Genomic DNA, 24,492 nt, shown 5'->3' with positions numbered 1-24,492 from the left:
TTGGCATACGAAAATCCCTCCGTCATTGTCAGATGAATTATATTATTTCATCTGACAACCACAGAGGGATCATAACAGAGGGTCAGCGCTTGACTGAAATTCATTCTTTTAGTAAATACATTTCTCAAAACTCAGACTGATTTTAGCCGTTTGCTAAACAACAAGCAGTTAGAGTCGGCCTAATTCAAACCGCCTAAGCACATCTTACTTCTTTAGCTTCAACCATAGATACCAAAACACACCAAACCAGATAATCAACAGGCGCAGAATAAAATCGGTCCCCCAGTTACTTAACCGACTATCACCGCTGGCATCACCAATCCGCCCGACACCCGTGTGCCCAGTATTGGCGTAATTGGCTCCCAACCGCATGGCTTCCTGATCTGACTTAGGGTGAAACTGCTTGATTTGCTTCACACTCCCAGTCCGTAACCAGCCGTCCACCGATGGGAAAAACAAGCCATAGTTGAGCAATAGATAAAGACTCCACCAGGTCCAAACTGGCTCAACCCCTGAAACGTCGAGTTTAAAATTAATCACTAACAGACTAATTACTAATGGCATGAGTCCGCGTAGATAGCGCCGCATCGCAATCTCCTCCAATAATCACACTTATTTAATTTAAGAATAAACCATTCTCCCGTTAACCACAATGTAGCGGCTGATTAGCCGCAATTGAATTAACCGTTAACAGTTACTGGCTTCAAGAAACCACTGCGTACTTGGACTAATCCTACTGCCAACAACAATCAACCCGCCATAAAATTCAGTCACTAAAACACGATTGCCAACGCCATTACAAATCATTAATCAAGTCGTGAATTAGACGAAACAAAAGTCGATGCACTATGACTTCGTAACAAACGGTGATAAAATTTCCACCAGATGACACCAATAGGAGGTTAGCAACCATGATCAAAGAAAACGGACTGCCTTTCAAACCAACCAATGACACGCTAGCTGCAGATTTCAAGCAAGCCTTAAAGGAAGTCAAAAATGGCGAAACCACAATAGTTTCAATCGATAAATTCATGAAAATTCTCGATGACCCGGACGGCTATACTAATGATTAAGCGCATCGAATATGTTCTTGCGAAATTGGAAAAAGCTCAAAAAGAAACGATTTCGAATTAATTCTAAATTGGTTTAAACCATCAATTAGACGGCTATACAGTACAGGGATTCAGACACGTTAAAGTCGTCTGAATCCCTTTTTGATCGTCAAATTAAAAAACACCATGATCTCAGATCACAGTGCTTCACCCTAAATCAACATTAAGGTTACGCCTTCAACGGGGTTCAGGCTGTCGCCTAAGTCACCGAAGACCAGTTCCTTTTGGAAAACTGGTTGGGCTAATTCACGTAAGTTCGATTTCTCAATGGTCAGATGATAACGGCCATGCTTATCGCGACTTAACTCGTAGTTCACGAATTCTTGTTCTGGGGCGTAGTTCGCGAAATGGACGGCGTAATGTCCGAGCTGGTGGGAAACGACCAGACGAATCCCGTTTTCATCTCTAAAGATATGCAAAATTTGTTCACTCCTATATTCATTCGACATTTCGGTGGTGCACGGCGTGAGTAACAAAAAGGAAGAGTCGCTAGGCGCCCCCTCCTTGATATCGGCGTTCGCTCAATCAAAGATTCATGGAAACACACCATGAAGGTGACCATCACGGCCAGCATTGTCTCGATTGACCTACCCGCGCACAGTGATGTCAGCCTGCCAAACCACGTCCAGTTTGGTTTCACCAGAAAGTTCTCTATGTACTCTGATTGTACCATACTTACTGTAAAATGATTAGTAACCGCAAAAACTCCCAAGTATTTCACGATTTTTGACATCAAACGCTTGTCAGCACCCCATAAATAATGCTTCAATATTAATAACAACGTCATTTAATTATTAATTAGTGAAGACGCAAGCGTGGCAGATCCATCTATCCCGGTCATAACACTAAAGAAGCAATGAACGCCACGCATAGTTAGCAGAGAATAATCACCCGCATCATTAGGAAAACTAACACTGTTTAAAGATACTAGAAATTCAACCGAGCAAACTGACTTCACCAGCTGCTAGCAACTCCCACCAGACCAATCGCCACCGTGGGTTCACGCATCCAATGGCATCATACATCCACGGTAGCGCTTGGCTGGGCAGGGCAGAGCCCAGTGAAGGTGGTCTTAGGGCGGGCGGTTTACCCGGTCTTAGACCACGGGCCGGCCTTGGAAACTCGCGGGTTTGAGCGAGGTTCCAAGGCGCCTGGGAGACCGCCCTTTGGCTCCCAGGTCTGCCCCACAGGGCGGCGCCCTGCCCAGCCAATCGCGACAAGCAAGCACAGCACTAACCAAATCAACCAGTATCCATCAACCCACACGGAGGCAAAAAAAGAATGGCAAATACCAAGAACAGTCAGGCTGCCAAGATTCGGCAGCAAATTATCGCATGGCTTCAAGACGACACCCAAACGGAAGTCGTATCCGAAGAAAAGTTCCCGGGTATCCGGGGCATCCGAGCCGTCACCCTGCGTCAAATGTTAGGCGAACAGGGCTACGTCTCCTCCGTCGTGATGGGCGCAGTCTCAGCCGCCCCTTCGATCGACCAACGGATCAAAAAGGCGGCACTCAAGCCGCGTGAGGTCTATTATTACTTTGACGCCAGCACCCCCGCACCTAAACGCGTTCAGGCGGCCACCTCAGCCGCTATGGCAGCGTCAACGTCTCAAGTGTCCGCTAAGACAGCTTCAGCACCAGTCGTCCACACAACGGCTGTCAGTGGCCTTCCCGCTACAACGGCATTTGGTGAGGTGTTGGCCACCAATCAACAGCTCCGCCAACAGGTCGATGACCTGCTCACGGCTGCGCAACGTCAACGAGGATTAAGCGATATTGATCTGAAGTTCCTGTCTGATTTCGCCGCCCAGGTTACCCAACAAAGTGAGTTACTTCAAACGTTCGCTACCCAGTCACGTATCGAGGCGTTACGGCGCGGTTAGTTTGTTGAACTAATCACTTACTAGGAAATCCCCTGAATATTTTCGCTATATTTATGTTTTGGCCAAAAAGTCCTTGACATTTTTCCATGAGACCATTACTCTGTTATAAATTACTTTTATGGGGGACGATTGCCATGGCATTACATGAAGATAATCGTGTGTTCTGCGAAAAGACTGAATTATTCTCAGATGCTTTCTACGGAACCATTACTAAGACTTACGAACATTCTGCGCTGGTGAAAGTCGAACCAGATCAATTATCCAAAAAAGAAACCGATAAGATCGATTCCTTCGGTGACTTGGTCGTGATTCGCTACAGTGAACTTCAATTGGTCGACGCCGCTGGCAAACCAATGGAAGAACCCGCTGAAGAATTAGAAGCAGCCGAATAATAACGAAACGGGCCTGAGACGTGATTGTCTCGGACCCGTTTTTGTTATGCCAAACTATTTGAGAATCTCCCCAAGTTGGGACATCAAGTCTGGCAGCGCACCGGATAAAACTTCACTGACGTGCTCCTCGACCCGGCGTCCCCGCGGGGTGATCTGGAAAACGTGGTATCGCCGATCGGTCGGTAACGTTTCATCCTGGATAAAGCCACCGTTCAACAGTCGGCTAATCTGAATGGAGACCATTGATTGACCGACATTCAACCGACGGGAAAGTTCGCTAGTACTGATCTTTTCTCCCGCCAGTTCGTGTAAGATCCGGTATTGCTCAAAGGTAATCGCATCCCCGGTGCTTGGCCGTTTGATGAAGGGCCGTAGAAGTGAATTCAGTTGGTGAATCCGCTCGACATCTACGGCTAGTTTGTTCGCTTCCATCATGACTCTCTCCTCCTCGTGACCACCGGTGGGCTGCCACCCCCACCGGTTTGTCTAAACATAGTCATCGCGTGAAAATTAGTTAGAGGCCAAAAAGGTTGACCCCCAAGCTGCCTCTCTTAAATATCCTACCATAGATAACCGACTATATTATAAACAAATCACATCTTAGCCAAACTTTTTATAATAATCATTGTATTTGGACTCACTGAGAGTACGTCACTCCCCATCTTTCCGCACGTTACGTGCCTAATTCGTCGTCCAGATGGCGTAGCCGCTGATTCTTGTCCTGGAGGATTTCCGCCGTTAAATCGTAAGCTTTCTGCTCAGTGATAGCGTAGCCTGATTTCCGAATTAATTTGAGGGCAAAACTGTAGTACAGCTCAAAATTAAAATTTTTTAGTTCTTCCCTCGGCGGAAAATAGCCACTATGACTAGGTATATTCTGTTGGCTTGCGTAAGCGTGGCGCTCCTGTTGAAAACCAAGAATCTGGTGAGCTTCCCCCATCTTCTTCCCTAAACGACTGACCGAATCAGCAATCACCATGCTCAAACCACAGTGTAAGAGGATTTTGACCCGATTTTCTTGAAAGGTCTGATTCACGTTACTCACAGCGTGAACCCCTAACCAGCTGAAATGATTTCCTTGCTTATTCTCGCTGGTCTTAATCGCCATCGTCTTCCCAAGCACCATTGGTAGTGGTCGCGATAGCTCGAGGACCTTGGCAATCGTTCCCAATTCATGCCAGTTCTGCGTGCCCGCATTCAGTTGCTGGTTAATCAAAGAACCAGACGTAATCTCCGTGCGGAAGAAGCCGTCCTTAGCAGTCCAAACAATCGTGTCCAAACGTTGACCCGTACGCCGACAATTCTTGATATAGATCAATGATTCCCAATCCATTTCAAGCGTCGTCCCCGGAACAAAGCGTTCCACGTCTGCCAATTGGAGCTTAGTCAGGTCGACTTCCCCTGTCTTTACCACACACGCCTGATATTCGGGCGTTAAACCATATAGTAGTGCACTTGTCATTCTATGTTCTCCGTTATTTTCTCGAAGACATTAAGGCACCGAAAAGCTTACCATGGCTGTCTTGTGGCTCAGCTATACAATCGCACAAAAACCGAATAATAGCAAGAAAAATACACTTATTTTTTAAAATATACATTTCTTCTCATTCGCACCATTTAGCTGTTTTAACGGTGTTGGGGCAAAATTATTATGTATATTCCCGACGAACTATAATTAAAATTATATAGAATTAATTCGTTTTCTCACTCCTCTATCATGTTGGCCACAGGATGGTTTGTTATACTGGGCCAAAACCTAAAGGAGGCCATGACGATGGCAAACGACCGACATTCCTTGGGAGAGATTCTGACGGTAGCCCGGGTAATCATGGGCGCCAACGTGTCGCCAGACGAGGTGCTGGCGGATGTGGACGTTCCCGGCTGGTACTTACGTGAGCTGGAACGTGACTGCATCTCGGTCCCCAACCCCGACGACCTGGAATTGATTCTCATAAATTACCAACTGACACACGCGGACGTGGCGCGACTACGACGGGTGACCGACCTGCACGAAGCGACCGCCCAACTCTTCTATCAGCGATTAGAAGCAGTGTTCGCTGACTTAACCAACCCAAGCACGGACCCCCGCGCGGCGATGACTCGTTGTGCCTTCTTAAAATCACCGGCGCCAGCCTTAACCGACCCGGCTGTCTGTAACGATTACCCCACCATCCTGCGGTGCCTGCGCACCCAGGTGGAACCTGAACTGGCGGAGAAAGTGGCAACCAAGGTCTACGCCGATGGCGACTACTTAGCCGTTGAGAGTGGCGAACGGCCCTTTACCATGTATGATCTGTACATGCTGGAATTTCGACTGGGTACCCACGACATTGCCAGCCTGCTGTACGTCAAGGATTTAGTGGCGGCTATTTGTGACGCTGTCGGCGTTAGTCGCAGTGAGTTACCCTTGCAGTTACCGAATTCCCGGAAGCTGCTGGCAAATCGTTGAGTACGCAAAAAAGGCATCGCCGGTGGGCGATGCCTTTCGTGTATTATCTAATTGTACGACTTAGGCAAAGTAACTTGCGCTATTAGTAGTCGTAGTCGTTGGCGTGTCAACTGGTGAAGCACCGTCAACAACAGTAGCCTTGTAAAAGGCTTGAGCGTTCTTAGTCGTGCTGTAAGTACCAGCTACGGCATTGTTGAACGTGTACTTGGTGTATACTTGCTTGCCATTAGCGTCCTTGTATGAAGGCGTGTTTAACGTCGTCAGACCGTTAGTGGTCAAGTAAGTTTGTAAGTCACTGCCAGTGAAGGCAGAGTCAGCGGCACCAGTGAAGGCAGCACTAACCTTAGGGAAAACAACCGTCGTAGCAGTTGCAGTATCAGAAGTGTATGCCTTCAGTTGATCAGCACCCTTAGTTTGGTCGCTGTTCAAGCCGTAAAATTGGATCTTCGTGTCAGCGTTGGCGTTTTGGTTAACGATCAATGAAAGCGTGTCACCAGTCTTAGCACCTGCAATAGCTGAAACGTTCGTTGAATCAGCAGCGGTGTAAGTGTACCCAGTACCAGCTAATAAGGCCTTGCCCCAAGCATCAGTAGCCTTAGTCTTAACATCAGCACTAACATCAGTACCCTTAGCAGTTGCAAGCTTGTTGTCAGACCCATTTAAGTTGCTTAAAGTGGTTGAGGCAACAGTCTTACCAGTAGCTGAGACAAAGTTAACCTTAACGTCAGTCTTTTCGTTGTAAGTGTCAGTTGCTGGCTTAGTAGCAGTAACGGCACCGCTGTAGATCCAACCATTGATAGTTGGGTTCTTAGCATCTTCAACGTAGTAGTACAGAGAACCTTCACGGGTCTTCGTAGCTGCCTTAGTAACCGTCAAAGTATCCGTAGCAAATGGCGTGGTGTCCTTAACTTGCTTAGAAGCCTTGTATTGGGTGTTCTTAGGAGCATCCCACGTAACGTTGGACTTGCCAGGCTTAGTGAAGTAAACCGTCGTGTTTGAAGGTAATGAAGCGTCCTGCATCGTCTTAGCAGACTTGATTCCGCCAGCAAAGGTACCTTGCTTCTTACCACCGTAAACATATCCACGGTACTTACCGTCCATGGAAACAACTTTGTAGTAAACAGTCCCCTTGTTCGTTACTTGTTGGTAGTAAGCACGGAAGTAGTCAGCTGACTTCTTTGATGAAGCCAACTTAGCCATGGTAGCCTTGGATGCAACAACCTTAGCACCCTTAACAGTACCTGGCTTAGTGTATAAAGCGTTAGTACCAGTAGCTTCGACGTTACGTTCTGCAGCGTCAGCCTTTAAAACAGTATAGGCACCGGCTTTAGCATATGACTTAGCTGAGGCAGTAGTTGAAACTGCAGCAACTGAGGCAAAGCTTAAAGCAGCGAGGCCCAAGTAAAGTGATTTCTTTAAACTTGATTGCATAATCTTTCTTCCTCCAAACATAAAATATGTAATTTATCAAGCAAGAATAGTATAACTGAAATTAGCGCTTTTGTTAAGAAATATATTCTTTAAAAGTACTAACTCGTCTGCTATCCCCTAACTACGACTATGATTATAGCTTGATAGTTGCGGGGAAACAAGGATTATGCTCTTTTTGTCGTTGGAATGAAATAATAAGCTGGCTTCTGTAACAGTATTGACATCTTTTTAAAAGCGGTACCAGTTAATGAAAACCTCCTGAAACCTATTGTTTAAGCGATACTTAAACCTTTAAAACCGTTTAAAGCTTAATGCACCTTTAAGGAAGGTCACTTTACTTGCATTTCTTTTCGGCTGGGTCCATACTGCTGTTATTAAAAGAAAGGGGGTGATGCTTTTTGGCAACAGGAAATTATTACCTTAAAGTGATCGCTTCCGCGGAGAACGGAAACGATTAACTTCTTTAAGGTAAAGGGTCGGCGAAGTCATATTCGTCGGCCCTTTTTGTTTTGCCTTGAATTTGGCTGTTGATGGGCATCCCTGTAGAGAACGATTGGACAGTCAGACCCCATTATTAATGGTCAATAACGCAATTACTTCCTATTAGTGAGACTTTGTCCCTGCTGTCACTTAACAACCAATATCTTCATTATGTGGAATACCCCGCGCTGACATGAGAACGTTCTAATTCTCTCACTCCTGTATCCTTGTTGCCACTTTGCTTGTAATTGGACGAACAAGTCCATTGATCACGGTATTCTCCACCAGACAGTCGCTTCGTCGACAGAATAAATCACTTATCGTATTCATAAATGTTTTCCGGGAAAACTCGTTGTCCTTTCCCCCGGTCTAACCCTATACTCAAGCTATAGGATTTCATATATCTCTACATAAGAAGGGAATTGAGTATTTCATGACATTCAAAAAATTGAGTTTATCAGCTTTGCTTTGCTCTTCTCCGCTACGTTACTAACTGCTGGTGTTGCCGTTCAGACAAATGCAACCGCTTCATCTACTGATACGCCAACGACCGGGACAGCTACGGCCACCAATACAATTGACGCCACTCATGGCATTGTTGACGGTGCCCACACCGTTTGGGCTGATTTGCCTGCCGGCTCCGTGGCTATTCTGGCTTCTGCCGCAAACGGCATCCCCACGTACGACGACCACGGCGTACAGAATGGAACAACCCCTGGTCCTAACGCACAAATTGTCACAAAAATCGCTGTTAATCTTGAACCCGACAACACTGACAGTTTATTATTACAACTCCAAGGTAATCCTACCCAGTGGATTAAGTTAAATTCAAAAGTCTCTATTTACATTGGTGGAAGTTCCGATGAATTATACTCTACCGGTGGAAAATCACCGATTAACTTTACCGTTAATTTTGTCGATCAAAACGACAAGGCCATTCAAAATCCTCTAATAGTTCCCATTGATTCATACCTTGGAGAAGACGATCCTAATAGTCATGTCAACGACTCCATCAAAACTGCCATGACCAGCATTCGTGACGACCTGCCACAAATGACGTACAGCATCGATGGCTACACCCCACGTGCCACTGATCCAGTCACCACCGATGGCGACTACACGACCACGTTCCACTACGTTTCCAAGGAGACACCGGTTAACCCTGATACTCCTGGTGGCAACACTGGCAACAACACCAGCAATACCACCAACACCGACAGCAATTCCAGCTCTTCCAGCAGCGAATCCTCATCCGCGGACCAGTCTGCCAATCAACCTGCTCCCGTCAAAAATAAAGCTGTCTACGCTACCAAGGCAATCGGTCTCTACAAGACGCCAACCTTCACCAAGGCTAACCGGCAACACTTCTATAGTAAGCAGTCCCGGATCAACCGGCCCAAATTTATCGTCACAGGGTACGCTCGCTCTAAGAATGGTGTCCTACGCTACCGGGTTCGCGACGTCCACAACGCTAAGCTGACTGGCTACATTACGGCCAACAGTGCTTATGTCACGAATACTTATTACCAGAGCAATCCCAAGACTATCAAAGTTCTGAGTCGCCACGGTATCAACGCCTACAGTCAGGCTAGCCTGAAGGGTAAAGCTCTGAAGCACTATGCCCGCGGCACCAGTCTGAAGATCAAGGCCGTTAAGTCGTACCACCTGACGAACCGCTTTGTCTTACCCAACGGCCATTACATTTCCGCCAATAAAACGTTAGTCATTAAGAAATAACCGCTTTAATCAAAATTGCTCACGCCAGCTGGTAACTAAATTTAGTTGCTGACTGGCGTGACTCTTAGGAGATGAACTGTATTATGACAATCAAGAAAATTGGACTTTCAACTTTACTCTTCTCAGCAGTCTTACTGACTGCCGGCGCCGCAACACAAGTCCAGGCGCACGCCGCTACTGGGGATTCCACCACCCCCACGACTAAAATCACCGCCGACAGTAGTGACACGGCAACTCATGGGGTCATGCCTGGTACGACTTACGCTGTGTGGACCACAATGCCTGATCGTGCAGGCTATAATAACGTCATAACGCTTACCGCTGACGAAAACACGACCTACCCTATCTTTGACCCACAGGGAGTTAGCCTAGAAGAAGTCCTGAACGGACAAACCTCGTACTCGGTTGATCAACTGCAACTCAGCCTTCAGCCACGCAACCCGAATGACAGTAAAGACTACAACACTGCTGGCTTATTTGCTCGTACCAGCACCTCTGAATGGGTCAAAGTTGCTGGTCCTGGTGTCAAAGATATCGGCCTAGATGCTGGGAACAGTACTCTGACCAACAACGATGGTGGTCTCAACCCCACCAACCTTGTAATCAACTTTACCGACCAAAATGGCAAGGACGCTCAGGCACCACTGGTTCTACCAATCAGTACGCCTCAGCCTGGTGACCAGCCAAGTGTCCTGGGTAGCGATATGACCGACATGGTGCACACCCTGCAGGCCGACCTCACCTAGGCCCACTATGACATTCCTGGTTACACGCTCCGCGACAATGACTCCGTCACTTCCGACGGCTTCACGACCACCATTCACTACATCAAGAACGCTGATCCGGTGAAACCCGGCGGTGGCGGTAACAGCAGTAGTAACAGTAGTAGCACCAACACCAGTAGTTCGTCCAGCAGTGCGAGTGAATCATCCACGGCAGACAAACCGGCTACTCAGCCCGTGGCCGTCAAAGGTGAGGCCGTCTACGCCACCAAAGCAATTGGCCTCTATCAGACGCCAAACTTTACCAAGGCCACCCGCAAACATTTCTACGCCAAGGAAAGTCGGACAAAGCGGCCACAATTTGTCGTCACCGGTTACGCCCAGAGTAAGAACGGTACCCTGCGTTATAAGGTCCGTGACGTCAACCACACCAAGACAACCGACAAACTCCGCGGCTACATCACGGCAAACAAGGCTTACGTCGAAAGTACCTACTATCAATCAACGCCCAAACGCATCAAAGTGGTAAGTCGCCACGGACTGAACGCTTACAAAACCGCTAGCCTAACTGGCAAGTCGCAACGTCACTACACCCGCGGCACCGTCCTGAAGGTCAAGGCCGTTAAGTCATACCACCTGGCTAATCGGTTCGTTTTACCAAACGGGCATTACGTTTCAGCCAACAAAGTGTTGGTGATCAAAAAGTAGTCTGACATTAACTAATATTTCAAATTCTTTAAAGTGTTGCATTTTGGCCACCCTTTATCGGTCTTAGCGTTAAACTAGTTAGTGGAGGGGGAATTACCATGAAATCATTAATCGTTTTAGGAACCGTTACGGCGGCGTTAGCTTTCCCACTACTGGTTAGCCAACCAACCACCGCACACGCTTCTCAATATTCAGCGGCCCGGGCCAATTCCGTTCGCCTAGTTTGGCGGCGGAGTATGAAGGCGCACCAATTCCACACGATGCGTGGGGCCCGTTACTCAAAGCACCTGGGCACGCGCTATGCGTACAACCGGGATAACATTACCTGGGTGACCGACGCGCATGAAAAGCTGTACAACAAGCGCAAGCATACGTCAGCCATTTACTACCACGTTCATACGCTCTATAGCCCACATGGTGGCTGGATCTGGCGCGGTTATTTGACACCGGGTGGCGTTGAACCTAAGGTCAGTCCAGCTGAAGCAGCCCAGGAGAAACAGGAACAGGTTTTGGTCAACGATTTACATAGTCTCTTCCCGGGAACCACTATGGATCAACAGTTATCTAATGATGCCGATCAGATTACCTACCCAACCGACGGTGTCGACGCACAATACGTCACCGCTGGCCCTGGCCAGAAACTAATCAAGTTCTCCTGTCCAGGGACGCCAAGCAACTACCTGAAGACCTACAACAAACTGTTGAAGAAGCAGGGGTACCCGGCAGCTACGCGGGCACAGTTCAAGGGTTGGCACATTGGAATCAGTGTCCAAACCGATCCCGATTACTACGAAGGTGGTTCTAGCCTTGGCGATGTCGCCATCTTCTTGGAACCAGCTAAGTAGGAACTTTGGCTTAATATGATTTTAAAATAGAATCACCCGCACGTTGGCGAGACTCGTTGCCAGCGTGTGGGTGATTTTTTTGATTACTATCTAAAGGTTGAAAGTTCGAAAACCGTTATCAAGTCAAGAATAGCAAGGCGTTACAGACTTAAATTTCGTCTCACCAGCCACCTGCGGCCGTCAGAGATTCCGCCTGCTGTGGGGAACGCCTACGGCCTGAAAAGCGGTCCTTCGGCTCGGTTTGAAGCCTGGAAAAACCGCCAGTCTCCAAACACGTCCCACGCTGTAAGCCGAAAATCGGCTAACACCGTCGACACAGCTGGCTCCACCTCTGACAGCCTCCGGTTAAACGTGTTCTTGAAACTAAGCTAGTTTAAACACCTGAATGACAGCACTTATTCAATATTTGCCGTTCCCCTAGGTAGCCGAGAATGAATCAAATTTGGCGAACGGTAAGACGGCAATTTCCCACTATGTCTGACTTACCCAATCCTGGTTGTATCAGACACAGTGGGTGTCTCAGTACTTTCAACCCTTAGTTACCATGAAGATTGATATCCGAGCGGAAATTTGAATTTGCCGGTCGTTTTGGTGGTGAAGATTTAAAAAAACGGCGATTATTGCAAACTTGGTGGTAATTAGGCTGCTAAGTTTGCCTTTTTACGCTAGGTTTACAACACCGGTCGCACCTCGCGCACCGCCGCCTTGACCTGCTCGCCCAGCCGGCCCATGCCCGCACTGATTTCCGCTGGCGATAAGCCACTGAAGCATAACCGCAAGGAATTATGAACGTCACGCCCCGGATAGAAGTTCGTACCAGGTACGTAGTTGATGTGGGCCTGAGGAATCACCTGCTGGCTCAGGAGCGCCGCCGCATCCAGTTCTTCGGGTAAGGTTACCCAGTCGAAGAAACCACCCTTAGGCCGCGTGAAACTGACCTCCTCGGGGAAGTCGTTTTCCAGCGCTGCTACCATGGCCGTACACTGTTGGCGGTAGTGGTCCTTCAACACGTTGACGTGCTGGTCTAAATCGTTTTCTTCCATATAATTAGCAATCGCCGCGTGAATCACCCCATTGGCTTCCAGGTCGCTGGCTAACCGAACCTTCAGGATGGCGTCTAGAATGGGCCCATCGGCTACGAGCCAGCCCGTCCGCAGTGCCGGCATTAAAATTTTCGATAAGCTAGATACGAAGATGACGCGGTCCTGCGTATCAAAACTCTTGATGGCGGGTAACGGCAGGTTGGCGTACCCTAGGTCGCGGTACGGCGAGTCCTCTAAAATGATAAAGTCGTAGCGGTTCGCCAATGTCACCAAAGCTTGGCGCTTGGCCACACTCATGGTGATGCCGGTTGGGTTGTGATAGTCCGGCACCGTGTACAGTAGTTTGATACCGGGATGGCGTTTTAAGGTGTCCTCCAGCTCGTCGAGGTCGAGACCATCCGCTTGGAGGTCGACCGAGTAATACGTCGGCTGGTAGAGGTCAAAGGCCGCCAGTGCCCCCACGTAGGTTGGCACCTCGACCACCATTTCATCGCCGGGGTCGAGCAAGGCCTTCGCGACCAGTTCAATGGCCTGTTGCCCACCGACCGTGACCAACACATTATCAGCTGTCGTCGTGACGTGGCCCCACTTCTGAATCCGGGCGACTAGCTTTTCCCGCAGATTGAGGTTTCCTTGCATTGACTGATACTGAAAAAGGTGGGCGCCCTGCTGCTCAATGGCGGTGTTGAAGGCCCGCTGCATTTCTTTGACTGGGAAGAGTCGTTCGTTCGGACTCCCCGCCGCAAACGAGATGGCGTGGGGATCGGGGTCATTGACAAACAGCCCACTCAAGGCTGACGGGACATCGGGATTGACGCGCTGTGCTACTAAATTTTTCAACATGACGGTCACACCTTTCTGATTGGCTTACTGACTGGCCGAACCGCTGACTGAAGCTTCCTGACTGCTTACTGGTATGATAGAATACCGGTGACAGAAAGACTCGTTCAACTATCTAGAAATTGCATGAATGGCATTCATCTTTACTAAAGGTTGCTTTTTCTTCAATTGCCGCCGCTGGCGGTCAGGGACGGGGGCCGCTGTGGGGACCGGAGAAAGCCAAAGAGCGGTCTTTCTCCTTGACTTGAAGCCTCGGAAAATCGCCGAGGCTCCAAGCTCATCCCACGCTGTAACTTGGCTTAAAGCCCGCCAAGTAACACCGTCGTCACGGCTAGTCCCCCGTCCCTGACCACCTACGGCTACATTGGTCGTCAGAATCGACAATCGGTGGGGGGAAGACTGGCCTTCCGCTGAATGAACCATTTATGTAAGTGGTGAACGTGTCAGACACTCATGTTAATCAACACTTAGGTGAACATCTGTCAGTTAAAGTTTGTCATGCTTAATCTATATCTGTAAAAACCCGTGGCAGACTACTATTAATCTAACTAGCAAGATGTTAACGCCGCTACTCGCGAATTCAAGATGACGTTATCGTCGGAGGTTGGCTGGGCGGGTGACTGGCAGTGTCGGTGGTGTTAGTGCGGGTGGTTTTTCCCGGACTTACACCACGGGACGAGCTCGAAGACCGCGCGTACTTGGCGGGGGCTTCGAGTCGAGGTAAAAGACCGCCCTTCGGCTTTTACCGTTCCCCACAGCCAGTCACCCGCCCGGCCAACCGGAGACCAACTAACCACATAAAAACTAAAAGGAGGTGGCCGCACATGTTACCTTTTGCGTACCGTGTCTTTCAAGCCATCGTACAGGAACACACTTTCTACCGGGCCGCTCAGACGTTGAGTGTGACCCCGTCAGCCATCAGCCACTCCGTCAATCAATTGGAAAAGGAATTGGGCTTCCCACTCTTCATCCGTAACCGGGCTGGGGTTGAACTGACGCCCGACGGCAAGACCGTCCTTCCCCTGATTCAAGGCGTCATCAACGCCGAGGACCGACTAGAACAGGCCGCTGCGAACATCAACGGATTAAACGCTGGTTCCGTGCGGCTGGGCGCCTTCTCCTCCGTTTGTATTTCCTGGTTGCCGCCCATCATTCGGCGCTTCAAACAGGACTACCCGGACATTCAAATTAATTTGGAACAGGCGGGCTTCGCGGACATCGCCGCGGCGGTTAAATCTGGTCGCCTTGATTTAGGCTTATCGGCCCTGCCCGTTTCGGAAAAACTGACAGTCCTGCCGCTGGTCAAGGATGAAATCTACTGCATCACGCCGACCGACTTCATCCCCGCCAATCGCACGACGGTGACCGCGGCCGACCTGGTCGACCAAAACTTCATCCTCCAGCGCGGCGACTACGATAAGGACACCAAGGCCGCCCTGGACCATTACCAAATTCGCCCCAACGCCATCCGCTTCTCCATTGATGACCAATCCATTCTGGCCATGGTGGACGCCGGGATGGGCTTGGGAATTTTGCCCGAACTGGCGTTACAGAAGGTGACTGGCAACGTCCACGTTTACCCGTTTGATACGCAGTTCTACCGGACTATCTGTCTGGTGGTCAACGCGGAACAGGCGAAGGCTCCGTCAACGGCGAAGATGATCCGCGCCATCACCGAGTACGTCACCACCGCTTATCCCGATCAGGTGTTGCGTCATCCTCACGTTGGTTAACTTTTCAGTGTGAGGTTGGACCGCCTGCGGCTGCCAGGGGCCACGCTGTGGGGCAACCCTAGAGCCCCAAACCTGTGGGTCTCTAGGGCGCCTTGAAACCTCGCCAACACCGCGAGTTTCCAAGGTCGGCCCATGTTCTAAGCGGTAAAACCGCTAAGAACATCGACACTGCGTGACCCCTGACATCCTCCGGCTCAAACTAGTTTGACCAGTTAACCTGGTGGGCGGATATTGACCGATCACACAAGCGGTCAAGCTTCAGTCTAGCCAATAGTAAACGGCCGCCTCCTCACCGGGAGACGGCCGTTTTTAGGTTGCATTACAAGATCGTTAGGCGACCGGGGTGACTGGCGCCACCGGTGGTACGGCCAGTGGATAGATGGTCTGCTTGGTCGTTTCGACCACGTCGGCCGTCAACGGTTCGGCGTAAAGGTTCACGTCGTCCTTGGCGAACAGCTTGGCCGTGGCGATTTGCGCCATGATGGCCTCAACGTCGGCAGTGGTGAGTTCCGTGTTCACGTACTTCAACCGCAGGTGCTTGATGCGCAGGTCGGAGCCTTTAAAGTTCAATTCTAAGGTTTTCATTTAATAACTTCCTTTCAGTTGGCTGAGGGGCGAGCGTTAAGCAACGGCGTTTTGCGTGTTGACCGTGGCGGAGATGAACGGAATCCCCGTCAACGTGGCCAAGTAGCCACCGAACGCTTCGACTTGTTGCGTGGCTGGAGCGGCGATGGCATTTTGCATGACAATCTTAACGGGGCGGGCGCCTTCGTTGCCAAAGGTAAAGGTAATCGTCGTTTTCTTCCAGTTGTTTTGCATGGTGGTGCTCCCTTCGTGGTGCTGATTTTGGTAAGTGATTGGCCAACCCTTACACTCTTACTAACGAAATCCAAACGGAATTTGTAACCCCCTTTGGGCAAATTAATCTAAAAAATTATCTGGTGGCGTCAGTGTATGGACCAATCGGCGGAGTAACGATCGCCGCCACTTATAGACGGTATTGCGGCTGACCCCGTGGCGTTGGGCAATCTCATCGGCCGTTAGCTGGTCGACCAGCGTGCCCACTAGAAAGCGCCACTCGCCGGTCTTGCCGGCCCCACCCACTAGTTTCAACAAATATTGACGAAAGTCCGACTGGCCGATGGCGTCTAAAATATCCTCGTCGCTGGCCACCGCCGTCAGGAGTTCTTCCTGATCACCGGGTAACTGACGATCCACGCGTTTGCGCTCCTGCCGTAGCTTATCCAGCAACGCCCAGTATAGTTTCTGCTGTGCGTAGGCCAGAAATTGGTGTGGCTTCTCCTCGGGGTTCTCGGGAAAGGCCACGTAGATCTCTGGAAAGAGGATCCGGGCCTCCTGCAAGTAATCCTCGTAATCCGCACGGTTGGGCCGGATATGGAGTTGTTTCATAACTGCATATAGAATCGTCTCGTGGTCGCCGTCGTACAAGAACCGGTACGCGGCGGCGTGTGGTGTCTCCATTTTGTGGCATCATCCCTTCAAGTGTGATGTCCACGGCGCCATGGAACACCCCTACTTTACGGAAGTTGCTGGGAATTACCTAACGCTCAGTGGTGGCCAACCGACCCCCACGTTACTATGAAAAAAATAATCGTTCATTCTAACAATACTGATAAACGGACGTTCGCTTGAAATGGTCTAAATTGCCGCTACCCCGGGATTAGTGGCCGCTTGAACCTTTAACCAACTAAAATTTATTTTATTTTTTCCCACAGAAGCCGGTATTTTGTGGTATAAATGATTATGGAAACGTTTCAAATTTATACATACAGAGGGGTATTTGTCATGAAAAAAGCTGTTTTTCTCGCGGCCGCAGCCTCCGCTGCCCTACTTTTCGGTGGGACGACGACCCTGGCTCACGCCAAGACGTACACCCAACACGGTAACGCGTTGGCCAACTATAACGTCAAGAAGTACAAGACGGTCAATAACAAGAACATGTTCGTTAAGCGCTACTCATTTAAGCAGAGCTACGGCGACATCTTCCAGACCAGTCCAACTAAGATTTCCAGCACCAAGGGGAAGAAAGTCACGTTCAAGTCGAACGTCTTCCTGCCAGTGACCTACACCTACAACAAGTCCGCTGACTGGGGCAACCCACAGAGTGAAGTGCTTTCGAAGGATGGCAACACACTCTACGAACTGATCACCACGACATCCCAGAGTACTCGCGGCTGGATCGTGCGGTACAACTTAGGGGCTTTGCGGAGTAAATTTGGCATCAGCACCAGCCACATGGACGCCCTGCGTCGCGCCACTTACGACCACTCCGTTAAGCAGATGAGCAGCAAGGACAAGGCCATCATGAAGTACGTCAAGATTGGGCCTAAATTTAACACAGGCCACGGCCAATCACTGGCTATGAACCCTAAGAACGGCCAACTCTGGTTTATCGGCGCGCCCGTTAAGGTCCACTCCAACGTGCAACAAGTTTCAACGAGCTCATTGAAGCCAACCAAGAAGATCAACTTCATGTTGAAGAGTACCGTTACCATGGGCTCTAACCTGACGTTTGATAAGCACGGTAACGCCTACTTCTTCACCTACTCCAATGGTGGCTGGGCTCCTAAGGGCGCCATTAAGATCTACAAGGGGAAGATCAACAGCAAGTCTGTGAAATTCCACTTGGTTATGCAAGGCTTGCGTCATAATCCTGGGACTAAGCCACAGGCAATGTCCTACAACGCCAAGCGTAACCGCCTGTACTTCGTCTCCGACGGCAGCATTTCATCCATCCCCGCTTCTAAGTTGGGTAAGCTGAAGGCTAGCCAAGTTGAGGCCACGAAGTTGAACGGCCATCGTGAATTTGAAGGACTTCAATTTACCAAGAACGGTGCCGGCTACCTGATGAGCAACCGGGGCGCCGAACTGTTGAAGACCACTAGCAACAACTTCTAAGCTTTGATGCTTCGCAGAATCAATTGAAAATTAAATAGTCTGGCTGAGTCTTCAGTCAGACTATTTTAATGCTTATATTCTGTATTTCAGGGGAGAAATTATGATGCATAAATTAGTTAAAACATTGAGTGTGGCTGCTTTACTGGCAGCCGGTATCGGCGGCGGTTTGGTGACCGTTGACGGTTCCGCCAACGCCGCTAAGCTACACACGGTAAAGTGGAATAAGAAGATGAAGATGCACAAGATGGCACTTACACCGAAGTCTCGTACTAAAAAAGCCTACACGCTTAAGAAAGTACACGGGAAAAAGTACACCTTTAAGACGGCCTATAATCTTAAATACAAAAAGTACAACATGGTTTATAAAACACAACGCCATGCCAAAATAGATAACACAATCTACTACTACGTGACTGGATTTAATGGTTACTATACTGGTAAACGTGCTCATGGCGCCTGGATTGCCAAGAATTGCTTGGAATCCTATGGAACGGCCCCTAAACAAACTAAGAAGCGGGCAAGTGCCACTACTGCCAAAGCAAAGGCTAACGCCACTAAGAAAACCACGGGTAAAGCCACGGCAACCAGCAGTAAGACCAGCTCCAAAACGACCGGTTCTAAAACAAGTAGTTCTAAAAACGCTACTTCCAGCAAATCCGGCTCAATGTACATTGCATCAACTAAGCACATTACTTGGTCACAATGGCTGAACTTGCCTGCATTTGGTAAAGAAGGTAACGGCATTACACTGTACAATGTCGACAACGTTCCTTACGATGAAGACGGCTTCCCATACGTTTCAAACAAGATGGCCAGTTCTTCGCCAATTGTTGTCACACAGTTGAAGAGTGAGTTTACAGCATCTGCCTATGCGGCTATTCCTGATAAAGCCAATACTTACTATCTTGGCGATAAAAATGCACTGTATCATCCCACTAATCCAGAAGTCGGCCAAGCTATTCGTGACAAGATTCCCTCTGACACGAATTTTGACAATTCAAAGCAAAGCCAAGCGGAAGCAGGGAGCCGGGTTGGGTACATTTCATCTAATGGTTATATCATTGATTTGAAGCCCGGCGATAGTGAAGGAATTATCATGTGGGCCGGAACGTACGGGAATGTGCCTCTTACCGACTTACAGCGCAATTCATACACAATGACATCTGCCAACACCAGTATTGCCACGGTGCCGTCTAGCACTACTGATGGTAAATTCAATATCGTTGGTCATAGTAAAGGGAGCACTTCAATTACAGTTCGTAGCGTGAATAATCCAAACCTTAGTGAACGCATTGATGTGCACGTGCAATAAAATTTTTTGATAAGAGTGGGCCACAAGGCGGTTAGCTAGTGAGCATTAACGTCGAACGTCCACTAATCCCGGGCCAGGATTAGTGGACGTTCGGAGTTAAGCGGAACTGGCTGCCTTCTGGCGCACGTTTCGACAAGGTAAGCTTAGAAATAACAACGGCGCTGAGACATAGTCTCGGCGTCTTTGTTTTATTTTGCCGGTCAGCTATCAGCTAAAATTGACCCATTTCATAACAGAAAACTGCTCAAATTAATTTGAGCATGTTATACTTGCTTCGAGATGGGCTTGAACCCATCTGTGAAACACACCATAACTCAATCTCCAACAGGGGGCGTATCGATGCATGCTTGTCGTCGACACGCCCCCTGCTATTTTTCTTTGCTTAAGTTCTTAATGGCCGTCTGCGGCCGCCAGGGCGGGAATCTGCTGTGGGGAACGCCTGCGGCCAAAGTGCGGTCCTCCGGCTCGACTCAAAGCCCTCGCCAAGAACGCGCGGTCTCTGAGCTCGTCCCGTGCTGTAGGGCCGGCCAACCCACCCGGCCCAACACCACCGACACAGCCGACCCCCACCCTGGCACCCGCCGGCTACATTGGTTCTTTGCATTGTTGATAGCGGGGCGTTGTCAGTCCGGTAGTGACGAGTACGCTCAACCAAATTAAGATATGTGACGACAACAAAAAGACCGAATTCCAGGTAGGTGACAAACGCTTCGGAGCGCTTGCTAATCCCAGAAATTCGGTCCATTGATGTAGCTTAATGCTTTTACCTAGTTGTTGTGAGACAGCAGGACAAATTCATAGAGTTCTTGACCATGCTGCATGCCACCCACACCAACCTTCGTTTGCGCGGGGTTCATCAGATGAGGGATGGCACCGATATCACGCCATCTGTCTGTGATTCGCATCCAAGAAAACGCCATACCTTGCCCCCACTGCGTACCATTTTCAAAGCCGAGGATTGGGTCCTGTTTACTACTGGTGTAATTATCTTGAATCCAACCAGCATGTGGCGTTCCTTCAACTTTGCCTTCGAACGACTTGCCTTCCTTACGCATCCGATCAGCGTTCTTCTGGGCAATCTTGTCCAGCTTGGCATTTTCCTTCACAGGCTTGGCGCCGTCTTTAGCCCGAAATTCATTAAGCTTCTTCACGAAGGCCTTCCGGTAAGCGGTCACGCTGTACTTACCGTGACCCCACTTGTTGTAAACGTAGGTTGAAGAAACGTAGCCCTTCGTTTTGCCATTCTTGGACTTCAAATAATTGTATGTAACTTTTTTACCATTGGCCTGACGAACCGTAACCTTCTTGGTCGCATAAAACTTGGTATATAAGCATTTGGTCATGTGCTTGGTCTTCTTCGTCAACTTCGTACTGGAATACATCCAGCCCCCGGTGACGTGAACCTTGTGTTTAGACTTATAAGTAGTTGTTTTCAAAACCTTTGCAGCTTTAGACTTAGCCAAAGCAGTGTTAGAGCCACTCGTCATTGTGGTGAGCCCCATTGCGGCGACACTGAGAACCGTGAGCGCCGAAATCATCATCTTTTTTGCTTTCATTCTTGATACCCTCCGTTTATGCTAAATTTTTCAAAACTAGCGCTGCCTAAACCAAAAAATGACCGACTTATCACTTTACTTTCTGTGGCCGTGGCCTGGGTTCCAAGATGCTTGCGGGACTCCCCACGAATTAGGTTAAGCTGACTCTCTGACGGTCACCAAGCGCTAACTACCAGCGCGTAGAAATCGATTGCCAAAGAACTTCACCCACTAATAGAGTACACCCCATTAAACAAAAAAAGCAATAAGCAAACGGCTTGATTTATTAAGTCATCAAAATGTTTTCTCGCTGGCCAGCCGGCAGTGCTTTTGGCAGTCCTTGCGTGCACAAAAAATCCCACTCATTCAGGACTTGCCTGCCGACTTAACGGTGAGTGGGAGCGGTCGTTTCAGTTATTTATTGCAACTTGTACCAGATTACCCCAATGCTCGCTAGGACGGCGAGTCCTAATAGCTCATGCCAACATTCTCGTCGCGTCATTCGCCGAACCGTCAGCTTAACGTGCGGCGTCTCAATTAATTTCATTTCTAGTTACCCCTAACCTAGGTGCTCACGGCCCAGATAGTGAAAGTCGGGGTCGCGGCCAATCTTATAGCATGCAAAAGCCTTCGTCAGTTCATTGTGAAACGTGACCAAAATAGCGGGTGTGGCCCACGTGGACGCCGCCCAAAAGACGGTATCATCGGGTTCGCGCGGATCATTGGGATAACGGTAATACCCCCACTGTTCATCCCAAATCGTGCCCTGCGTGTTTAGCCAATCTTCCGCTAAACCGGCTTGGACGACCGCCATGACATCGTGATTATCCCGAATCAAAGCCGCTATTTTTTCCCAGTCCAGTTGCCGGTCATGTTCGCGGGGCAACTGATTCCGCGTTCCCAATGGCGTGTGACTCAGCGCAATCGGCTCTAAATCAATGAAGACCATGTTATCGCCTTCCCGTTTACGTTCATTCTAGCGCAAATGGGTGGCGTCAAACCACTGCTCAGTCAAATTCTTGGCTTAGCCCCATCATACAATCGTTGCTAGTCAATTGCGATGGTTATCGTATCTAGGGCCTTATCTAACAAACCACTGGTTAGTTAATCGGATAAGAAATTATCAAAAAAGGAGACCCAGATATTATCCCAGTCTCCTTCGACTATCCCCGAACACACATTGTAAAAACGCGTACCACGTAAGCTCCCCGCCCAGTGGCCCGCTTAACCCTTCTTCGATTGGTTGCCCACACACCGAATCTCTGTCAACGATAATTCCCGCCAGCGCCCGGACGCCAGCTGAATCACCACGTTATCTTCATGCACCCCTACTACGATGCCATCGACTTTTGCCAAAATCTGGTTATCATCCATCACCTTTAGCTGCAGGTGCACGGGTTGATTCGTGCGCCACGCTACCGCCAGTCGCTCACTGACGACTGATAGCGGTTGTTTCGGCAGCGGCTCTTCAACCTTCTCGGCCGCGTACATTTTTGCTAACGCACTGGTGTGATCCGAGAGATAAAAGCCGCCCCACTTTAGCATGCCCCGGTCATGGTAGTCGCGCTTAAAAAAGTTATTCACGAGATCATCATCGTGTACTTGGCGCAGAACCATGGGTCGTCACTTCCTTAACGAATCCAGCGTTGACTCAGGGGCCACCGGACCTGACCAAAATCAACAAAATTTAGTGTTAGTTGCGTCCCTTCTTGAACCGCCGAAACCACGCGTTCTAACGTTTCTAAGTCCGTCGTCTTGACCGTATGTAACGGAATCGACCGTTCTCGATGGTCCTTACGGCGAATATCCAAGAAGAAATTAAACTCAGCGCCGTACTGATTGTTGACCACGTCAATGCGGTACCGACAATGCCATTGCTTGGCAAACAACGGGTCGAGCCGCGTCAAAATAACGGCTGCTTCCTGTCGACAATCAATCAAAGCTATTCCCCCCATTATGGCCACCTACCAGCGATGCCCGACTAATCATGGTCCCGCCACGCATCAAACTGCTGGCTGGCACCACTGCAGTCTTCCCAAACCGGTCACGCAGATCATCGATGACCCGGTCAAAACGGTCGTTCTTCAGTTGCCGTTCGGGGTCCTGAAAAATGTCCAGTTGCAGGCTACCACTTACACTGAGGCGGGCAAGTCCCACCCCAATGTTGCGGACCGGTTGACCTTCCCAGTATTGCCGGAAGAGTCGCAACAATTCTGCGATAATGGTTCGCGCATTGTCGGTCGGTGCGATTCGGTGCGTATGGTGCAACCCACCCCGACCGTCATCGGCTTGGCCATCCCAAGCAAAGCCGATAAACAAACTGATACTACCAGCCTGCTGCTGATGGTGCCGCATCCGTGAAGTCACCTGTTGCCCAATTTCTCGAATCACTAACTCGATTTCACGTTGGACCTTATAATCTCGCGGTAAAACCTGAGAGTTACTCCAGCTCTTTTCCTTAGCTGGCCGGACCTCTCGTAATTTCGTTCGGTCGATTCCCCAGGACAGGGCAAAGAGCTGTGTCCCAATCAGCCCCATCTCGTGGCGCAACTCATACGGATTGACATGCGCCAAGTCTTCCATGCTGTGGATTCCCAACCGGTTGAGGTGGGCCGCCGTCCGATGGCCAATGCTCCAAACTTTTTCAAGATAGGTGATCGGCCAAATTTTGTCAGCAAACGATTCGTAAGTTAACCTGCCAATCAGTTCTTTATCGTGTTTGGCTTGCAGGTCTAACGCTAATTTGGCTTGCACCGGGTTTTCCCCAATTCCCACCGTCGTGTAGAGTCCCAGCTCATGCCGTACGGTGAGTTGAATCCGGCGGGCGACTTCTTCTGGCGTGTTCCCAAAGAGCCGCCACGACTTGGTCATATCCAGAATTGATTCATCAATTGAATACGGAAAGAGATCAGCGTCCGCCACAAACCGTCGAAAAATTCGGTTGATGGCCAAATTCTTTTGGATGTACAGATTCATTCGCGGCGGCACCACTAAAATGCGGGGGTCATCCGGCACTTCGTACTGCCGGGAAACGTTGCTGATTCCGAACTCGCGTTTGGCCATCGGCGAAGCTGCTAAGACCAAACCGCTCCCCGTGTTGTCGGCTTCAGACATCACAACCAGAACCGATTCCAACGGATTCAGTCCCCGTTCAACGCTCTCAACACTGGCATAGAACGACTTATTATCAATCATGAGAAACATCCCGTGCGGCTCATTCGAATAATCCATGCCAGCACCCCCCTTTCACTTGACTGTTATTATTATACGAACACTTGTTCTTAATTGCAAGCGAACATCGCAAAAAAATTTGAAATTTCAATTAATTTCAATCCATTCTTTAGCGGTTA

General features: G+C 49.3%; 26 protein-coding genes. 11 read left to right on the top strand and 15 right to left on the bottom strand.

From position 1 onward, the window contains the following. Positions 1-204: 204 nt before the first annotated feature. Positions 205-588 (bottom strand): hypothetical protein, encoded by a 384-nt coding sequence (locus EKM75_RS01010; protein WP_125691278.1) that lies wholly within the window; start codon positions 586-588, stop codon positions 205-207. A 323-nt stretch (positions 589-911) separates the two neighbouring features. On the opposite strand from EKM75_RS01010, the gene EKM75_RS12680 reads away from it, so the two are divergent. Beyond that, a complete protein-coding gene (locus EKM75_RS12680; protein ID WP_164508693.1) occupies positions 912-1,073 on the top strand; it encodes a hypothetical protein in 162 nt (53 codons plus the stop codon). Between the two features lie 191 nt (positions 1,074-1,264). Here the strand turns inward: EKM75_RS12680 and EKM75_RS01005 are convergent, their stop codons facing one another. Continuing rightward, positions 1,265-1,531 (bottom strand): hypothetical protein, encoded by a 267-nt coding sequence (locus EKM75_RS01005; protein ID WP_125683567.1) that lies wholly within the window; start codon positions 1,529-1,531, stop codon positions 1,265-1,267. Between the two features lie 862 nt (positions 1,532-2,393). On the opposite strand from EKM75_RS01005, the gene EKM75_RS01000 reads away from it, so the two are divergent. Both EKM75_RS01000 and EKM75_RS00995 read left to right on the top strand, forming a co-directional pair. Further along, a complete protein-coding gene (locus EKM75_RS01000; RefSeq protein WP_125691276.1) occupies positions 2,394-2,996 on the top strand; it encodes a hypothetical protein in 603 nt (200 codons plus the stop codon). Positions 2,997-3,130: 134 nt separating this feature from the next. Further along, on the top strand, positions 3,131-3,388 hold the full coding sequence (locus tag EKM75_RS00995; protein ID WP_125683564.1) for a hypothetical protein: 258 nt from the start codon (positions 3,131-3,133) through the stop codon (positions 3,386-3,388). Between the two features lie 54 nt (positions 3,389-3,442). On the opposite strand, the gene EKM75_RS00990 is transcribed toward EKM75_RS00995, so the two are convergent. Then, the gene (locus tag EKM75_RS00990; protein ID WP_125683562.1) at positions 3,443-3,823 is read right to left on the bottom strand and encodes a MarR family winged helix-turn-helix transcriptional regulator; all 381 of its coding nucleotides are present in this window, start codon (positions 3,821-3,823) and stop codon (positions 3,443-3,445) included. 238 nt (positions 3,824-4,061) lie between these two features. Continuing rightward, the gene (locus tag EKM75_RS00985) at positions 4,062-4,850 is read right to left on the bottom strand and encodes a hypothetical protein (protein WP_125691274.1); all 789 of its coding nucleotides are present in this window, start codon (positions 4,848-4,850) and stop codon (positions 4,062-4,064) included. Positions 4,851-5,162: 312 nt separating this feature from the next. Between EKM75_RS00985 and EKM75_RS00980 the strand changes: the two genes are divergently transcribed. Further along, complete coding sequence (locus EKM75_RS00980; RefSeq protein WP_125691272.1) at positions 5,163-5,837, top strand: hypothetical protein; 675 nt, start codon at positions 5,163-5,165, stop codon at positions 5,835-5,837. A gap of 60 nt (positions 5,838-5,897) precedes the next feature. On the opposite strand, the gene EKM75_RS00975 is transcribed toward EKM75_RS00980, so the two are convergent. Further along, positions 5,898-7,268 carry a hypothetical protein gene (locus EKM75_RS00975; protein ID WP_125691270.1) on the bottom strand — a complete coding sequence of 457 codons (1,371 nt, stop codon included), beginning with the start codon at positions 7,266-7,268 and terminating at the stop codon, positions 5,898-5,900. Positions 7,269-8,216: 948 nt separating this feature from the next. Between EKM75_RS00975 and EKM75_RS00970 the strand changes: the two genes are divergently transcribed. The 4 genes from EKM75_RS00970 to EKM75_RS00955 all read left to right on the top strand — a co-directional run bounded on the left by EKM75_RS00970 (position 8,217) and on the right by EKM75_RS00955 (position 11,760). Beyond that, on the top strand, positions 8,217-9,485 hold the full coding sequence (locus EKM75_RS00970) for a DUF5776 domain-containing protein (protein ID WP_125691268.1): 1,269 nt from the start codon (positions 8,217-8,219) through the stop codon (positions 9,483-9,485). A gap of 83 nt (positions 9,486-9,568) precedes the next feature. Then, entirely contained in the window at positions 9,569-10,231 is a 663-nt protein-coding gene (locus EKM75_RS00965; protein WP_125691266.1) for a hypothetical protein, read from the top strand. 99 nt (positions 10,232-10,330) lie between these two features. Next, positions 10,331-10,915 (top strand): DUF5776 domain-containing protein, encoded by a 585-nt coding sequence (locus EKM75_RS00960; RefSeq protein ID WP_125691264.1) that lies wholly within the window; start codon positions 10,331-10,333, stop codon positions 10,913-10,915. 98 nt (positions 10,916-11,013) lie between these two features. Next, positions 11,014-11,760 carry a hypothetical protein gene (locus EKM75_RS00955; RefSeq protein WP_125691262.1) on the top strand — a complete coding sequence of 249 codons (747 nt, stop codon included), beginning with the start codon at positions 11,014-11,016 and terminating at the stop codon, positions 11,758-11,760. A gap of 671 nt (positions 11,761-12,431) precedes the next feature. On the opposite strand, the gene EKM75_RS00950 is transcribed toward EKM75_RS00955, so the two are convergent. Beyond that, positions 12,432-13,646 carry an aminotransferase-like domain-containing protein gene (locus EKM75_RS00950; protein ID WP_125691260.1) on the bottom strand — a complete coding sequence of 405 codons (1,215 nt, stop codon included), beginning with the start codon at positions 13,644-13,646 and terminating at the stop codon, positions 12,432-12,434. An 821-nt stretch (positions 13,647-14,467) separates the two neighbouring features. On the opposite strand from EKM75_RS00950, the gene EKM75_RS00945 reads away from it, so the two are divergent. Continuing rightward, positions 14,468-15,376, top strand: coding sequence for a LysR family transcriptional regulator (locus EKM75_RS00945; protein WP_125691258.1), 909 nt, complete (start codon positions 14,468-14,470; stop codon positions 15,374-15,376). Positions 15,377-15,706: 330 nt separating this feature from the next. On the opposite strand, the gene EKM75_RS00940 is transcribed toward EKM75_RS00945, so the two are convergent. From EKM75_RS00940 to EKM75_RS00930, 3 genes are all read right to left on the bottom strand, one after another. After that, on the bottom strand, positions 15,707-15,961 hold the full coding sequence (locus EKM75_RS00940) for a DUF2922 family protein (protein ID WP_125691256.1): 255 nt from the start codon (positions 15,959-15,961) through the stop codon (positions 15,707-15,709). A gap of 36 nt (positions 15,962-15,997) precedes the next feature. Then, positions 15,998-16,195, bottom strand: a complete 198-nt coding sequence (locus tag EKM75_RS00935) for a hypothetical protein (RefSeq protein WP_125691254.1) — start codon at positions 16,193-16,195, stop codon at positions 15,998-16,000. 102 nt (positions 16,196-16,297) lie between these two features. Beyond that, positions 16,298-16,858, bottom strand: a complete 561-nt coding sequence (locus tag EKM75_RS00930; protein ID WP_125691252.1) for a sigma-70 family RNA polymerase sigma factor — start codon at positions 16,856-16,858, stop codon at positions 16,298-16,300. A gap of 324 nt (positions 16,859-17,182) precedes the next feature. Between EKM75_RS00930 and EKM75_RS00925 the strand changes: the two genes are divergently transcribed. Both EKM75_RS00925 and EKM75_RS00920 read left to right on the top strand, forming a co-directional pair. Continuing rightward, a complete protein-coding gene (locus EKM75_RS00925; RefSeq protein WP_191988779.1) occupies positions 17,183-18,295 on the top strand; it encodes a hypothetical protein in 1,113 nt (370 codons plus the stop codon). A gap of 100 nt (positions 18,296-18,395) precedes the next feature. Further along, positions 18,396-19,607: a hypothetical protein gene (locus tag EKM75_RS00920; protein ID WP_125691248.1), complete on the top strand. Its 1,212-nt coding sequence runs from the start codon at positions 18,396-18,398 to the stop codon at positions 19,605-19,607. Positions 19,608-20,374: 767 nt separating this feature from the next. On the opposite strand, the gene EKM75_RS00915 is transcribed toward EKM75_RS00920, so the two are convergent. The 6 genes from EKM75_RS00915 to EKM75_RS00895 all read right to left on the bottom strand — a co-directional run bounded on the left by EKM75_RS00915 (position 20,375) and on the right by EKM75_RS00895 (position 24,373). Next, positions 20,375-21,163 carry a CAP domain-containing protein gene (locus tag EKM75_RS00915; protein WP_125691246.1) on the bottom strand — a complete coding sequence of 263 codons (789 nt, stop codon included), beginning with the start codon at positions 21,161-21,163 and terminating at the stop codon, positions 20,375-20,377. A gap of 397 nt (positions 21,164-21,560) precedes the next feature. After that, complete coding sequence (locus tag EKM75_RS12965; RefSeq protein WP_263853478.1) at positions 21,561-21,689, bottom strand: hypothetical protein; 129 nt, start codon at positions 21,687-21,689, stop codon at positions 21,561-21,563. Positions 21,690-21,701: 12 nt separating this feature from the next. After that, on the bottom strand, positions 21,702-22,091 hold the full coding sequence (locus tag EKM75_RS00910; protein WP_125691244.1) for a hypothetical protein: 390 nt from the start codon (positions 22,089-22,091) through the stop codon (positions 21,702-21,704). A gap of 275 nt (positions 22,092-22,366) precedes the next feature. Further along, positions 22,367-22,759: a hypothetical protein gene (locus EKM75_RS00905; protein WP_125691242.1), complete on the bottom strand. Its 393-nt coding sequence runs from the start codon at positions 22,757-22,759 to the stop codon at positions 22,367-22,369. Between the two features lie 14 nt (positions 22,760-22,773). Continuing rightward, entirely contained in the window at positions 22,774-23,097 is a 324-nt protein-coding gene (locus tag EKM75_RS00900) for a hypothetical protein (protein ID WP_225426617.1), read from the bottom strand. Continuing rightward, positions 23,075-24,373 carry a Y-family DNA polymerase gene (locus EKM75_RS00895; RefSeq protein WP_125691240.1) on the bottom strand — a complete coding sequence of 433 codons (1,299 nt, stop codon included), beginning with the start codon at positions 24,371-24,373 and terminating at the stop codon, positions 23,075-23,077. The genes EKM75_RS00900 and EKM75_RS00895 overlap by 23 nt, the downstream gene beginning before the upstream one ends. Between the last annotated feature and the right edge of the window lie 119 nt (positions 24,374-24,492).

It is taken from the genome of Levilactobacillus tongjiangensis, assembly GCF_003946345.1.
In the GTDB taxonomy this organism is placed as follows: domain Bacteria; phylum Bacillota; class Bacilli; order Lactobacillales; family Lactobacillaceae; genus Levilactobacillus; species Levilactobacillus tongjiangensis.
The sequence above is the reverse complement of the archived record's forward strand: the minus strand, read 5'-3'. Positions and strand labels throughout refer to the sequence as shown.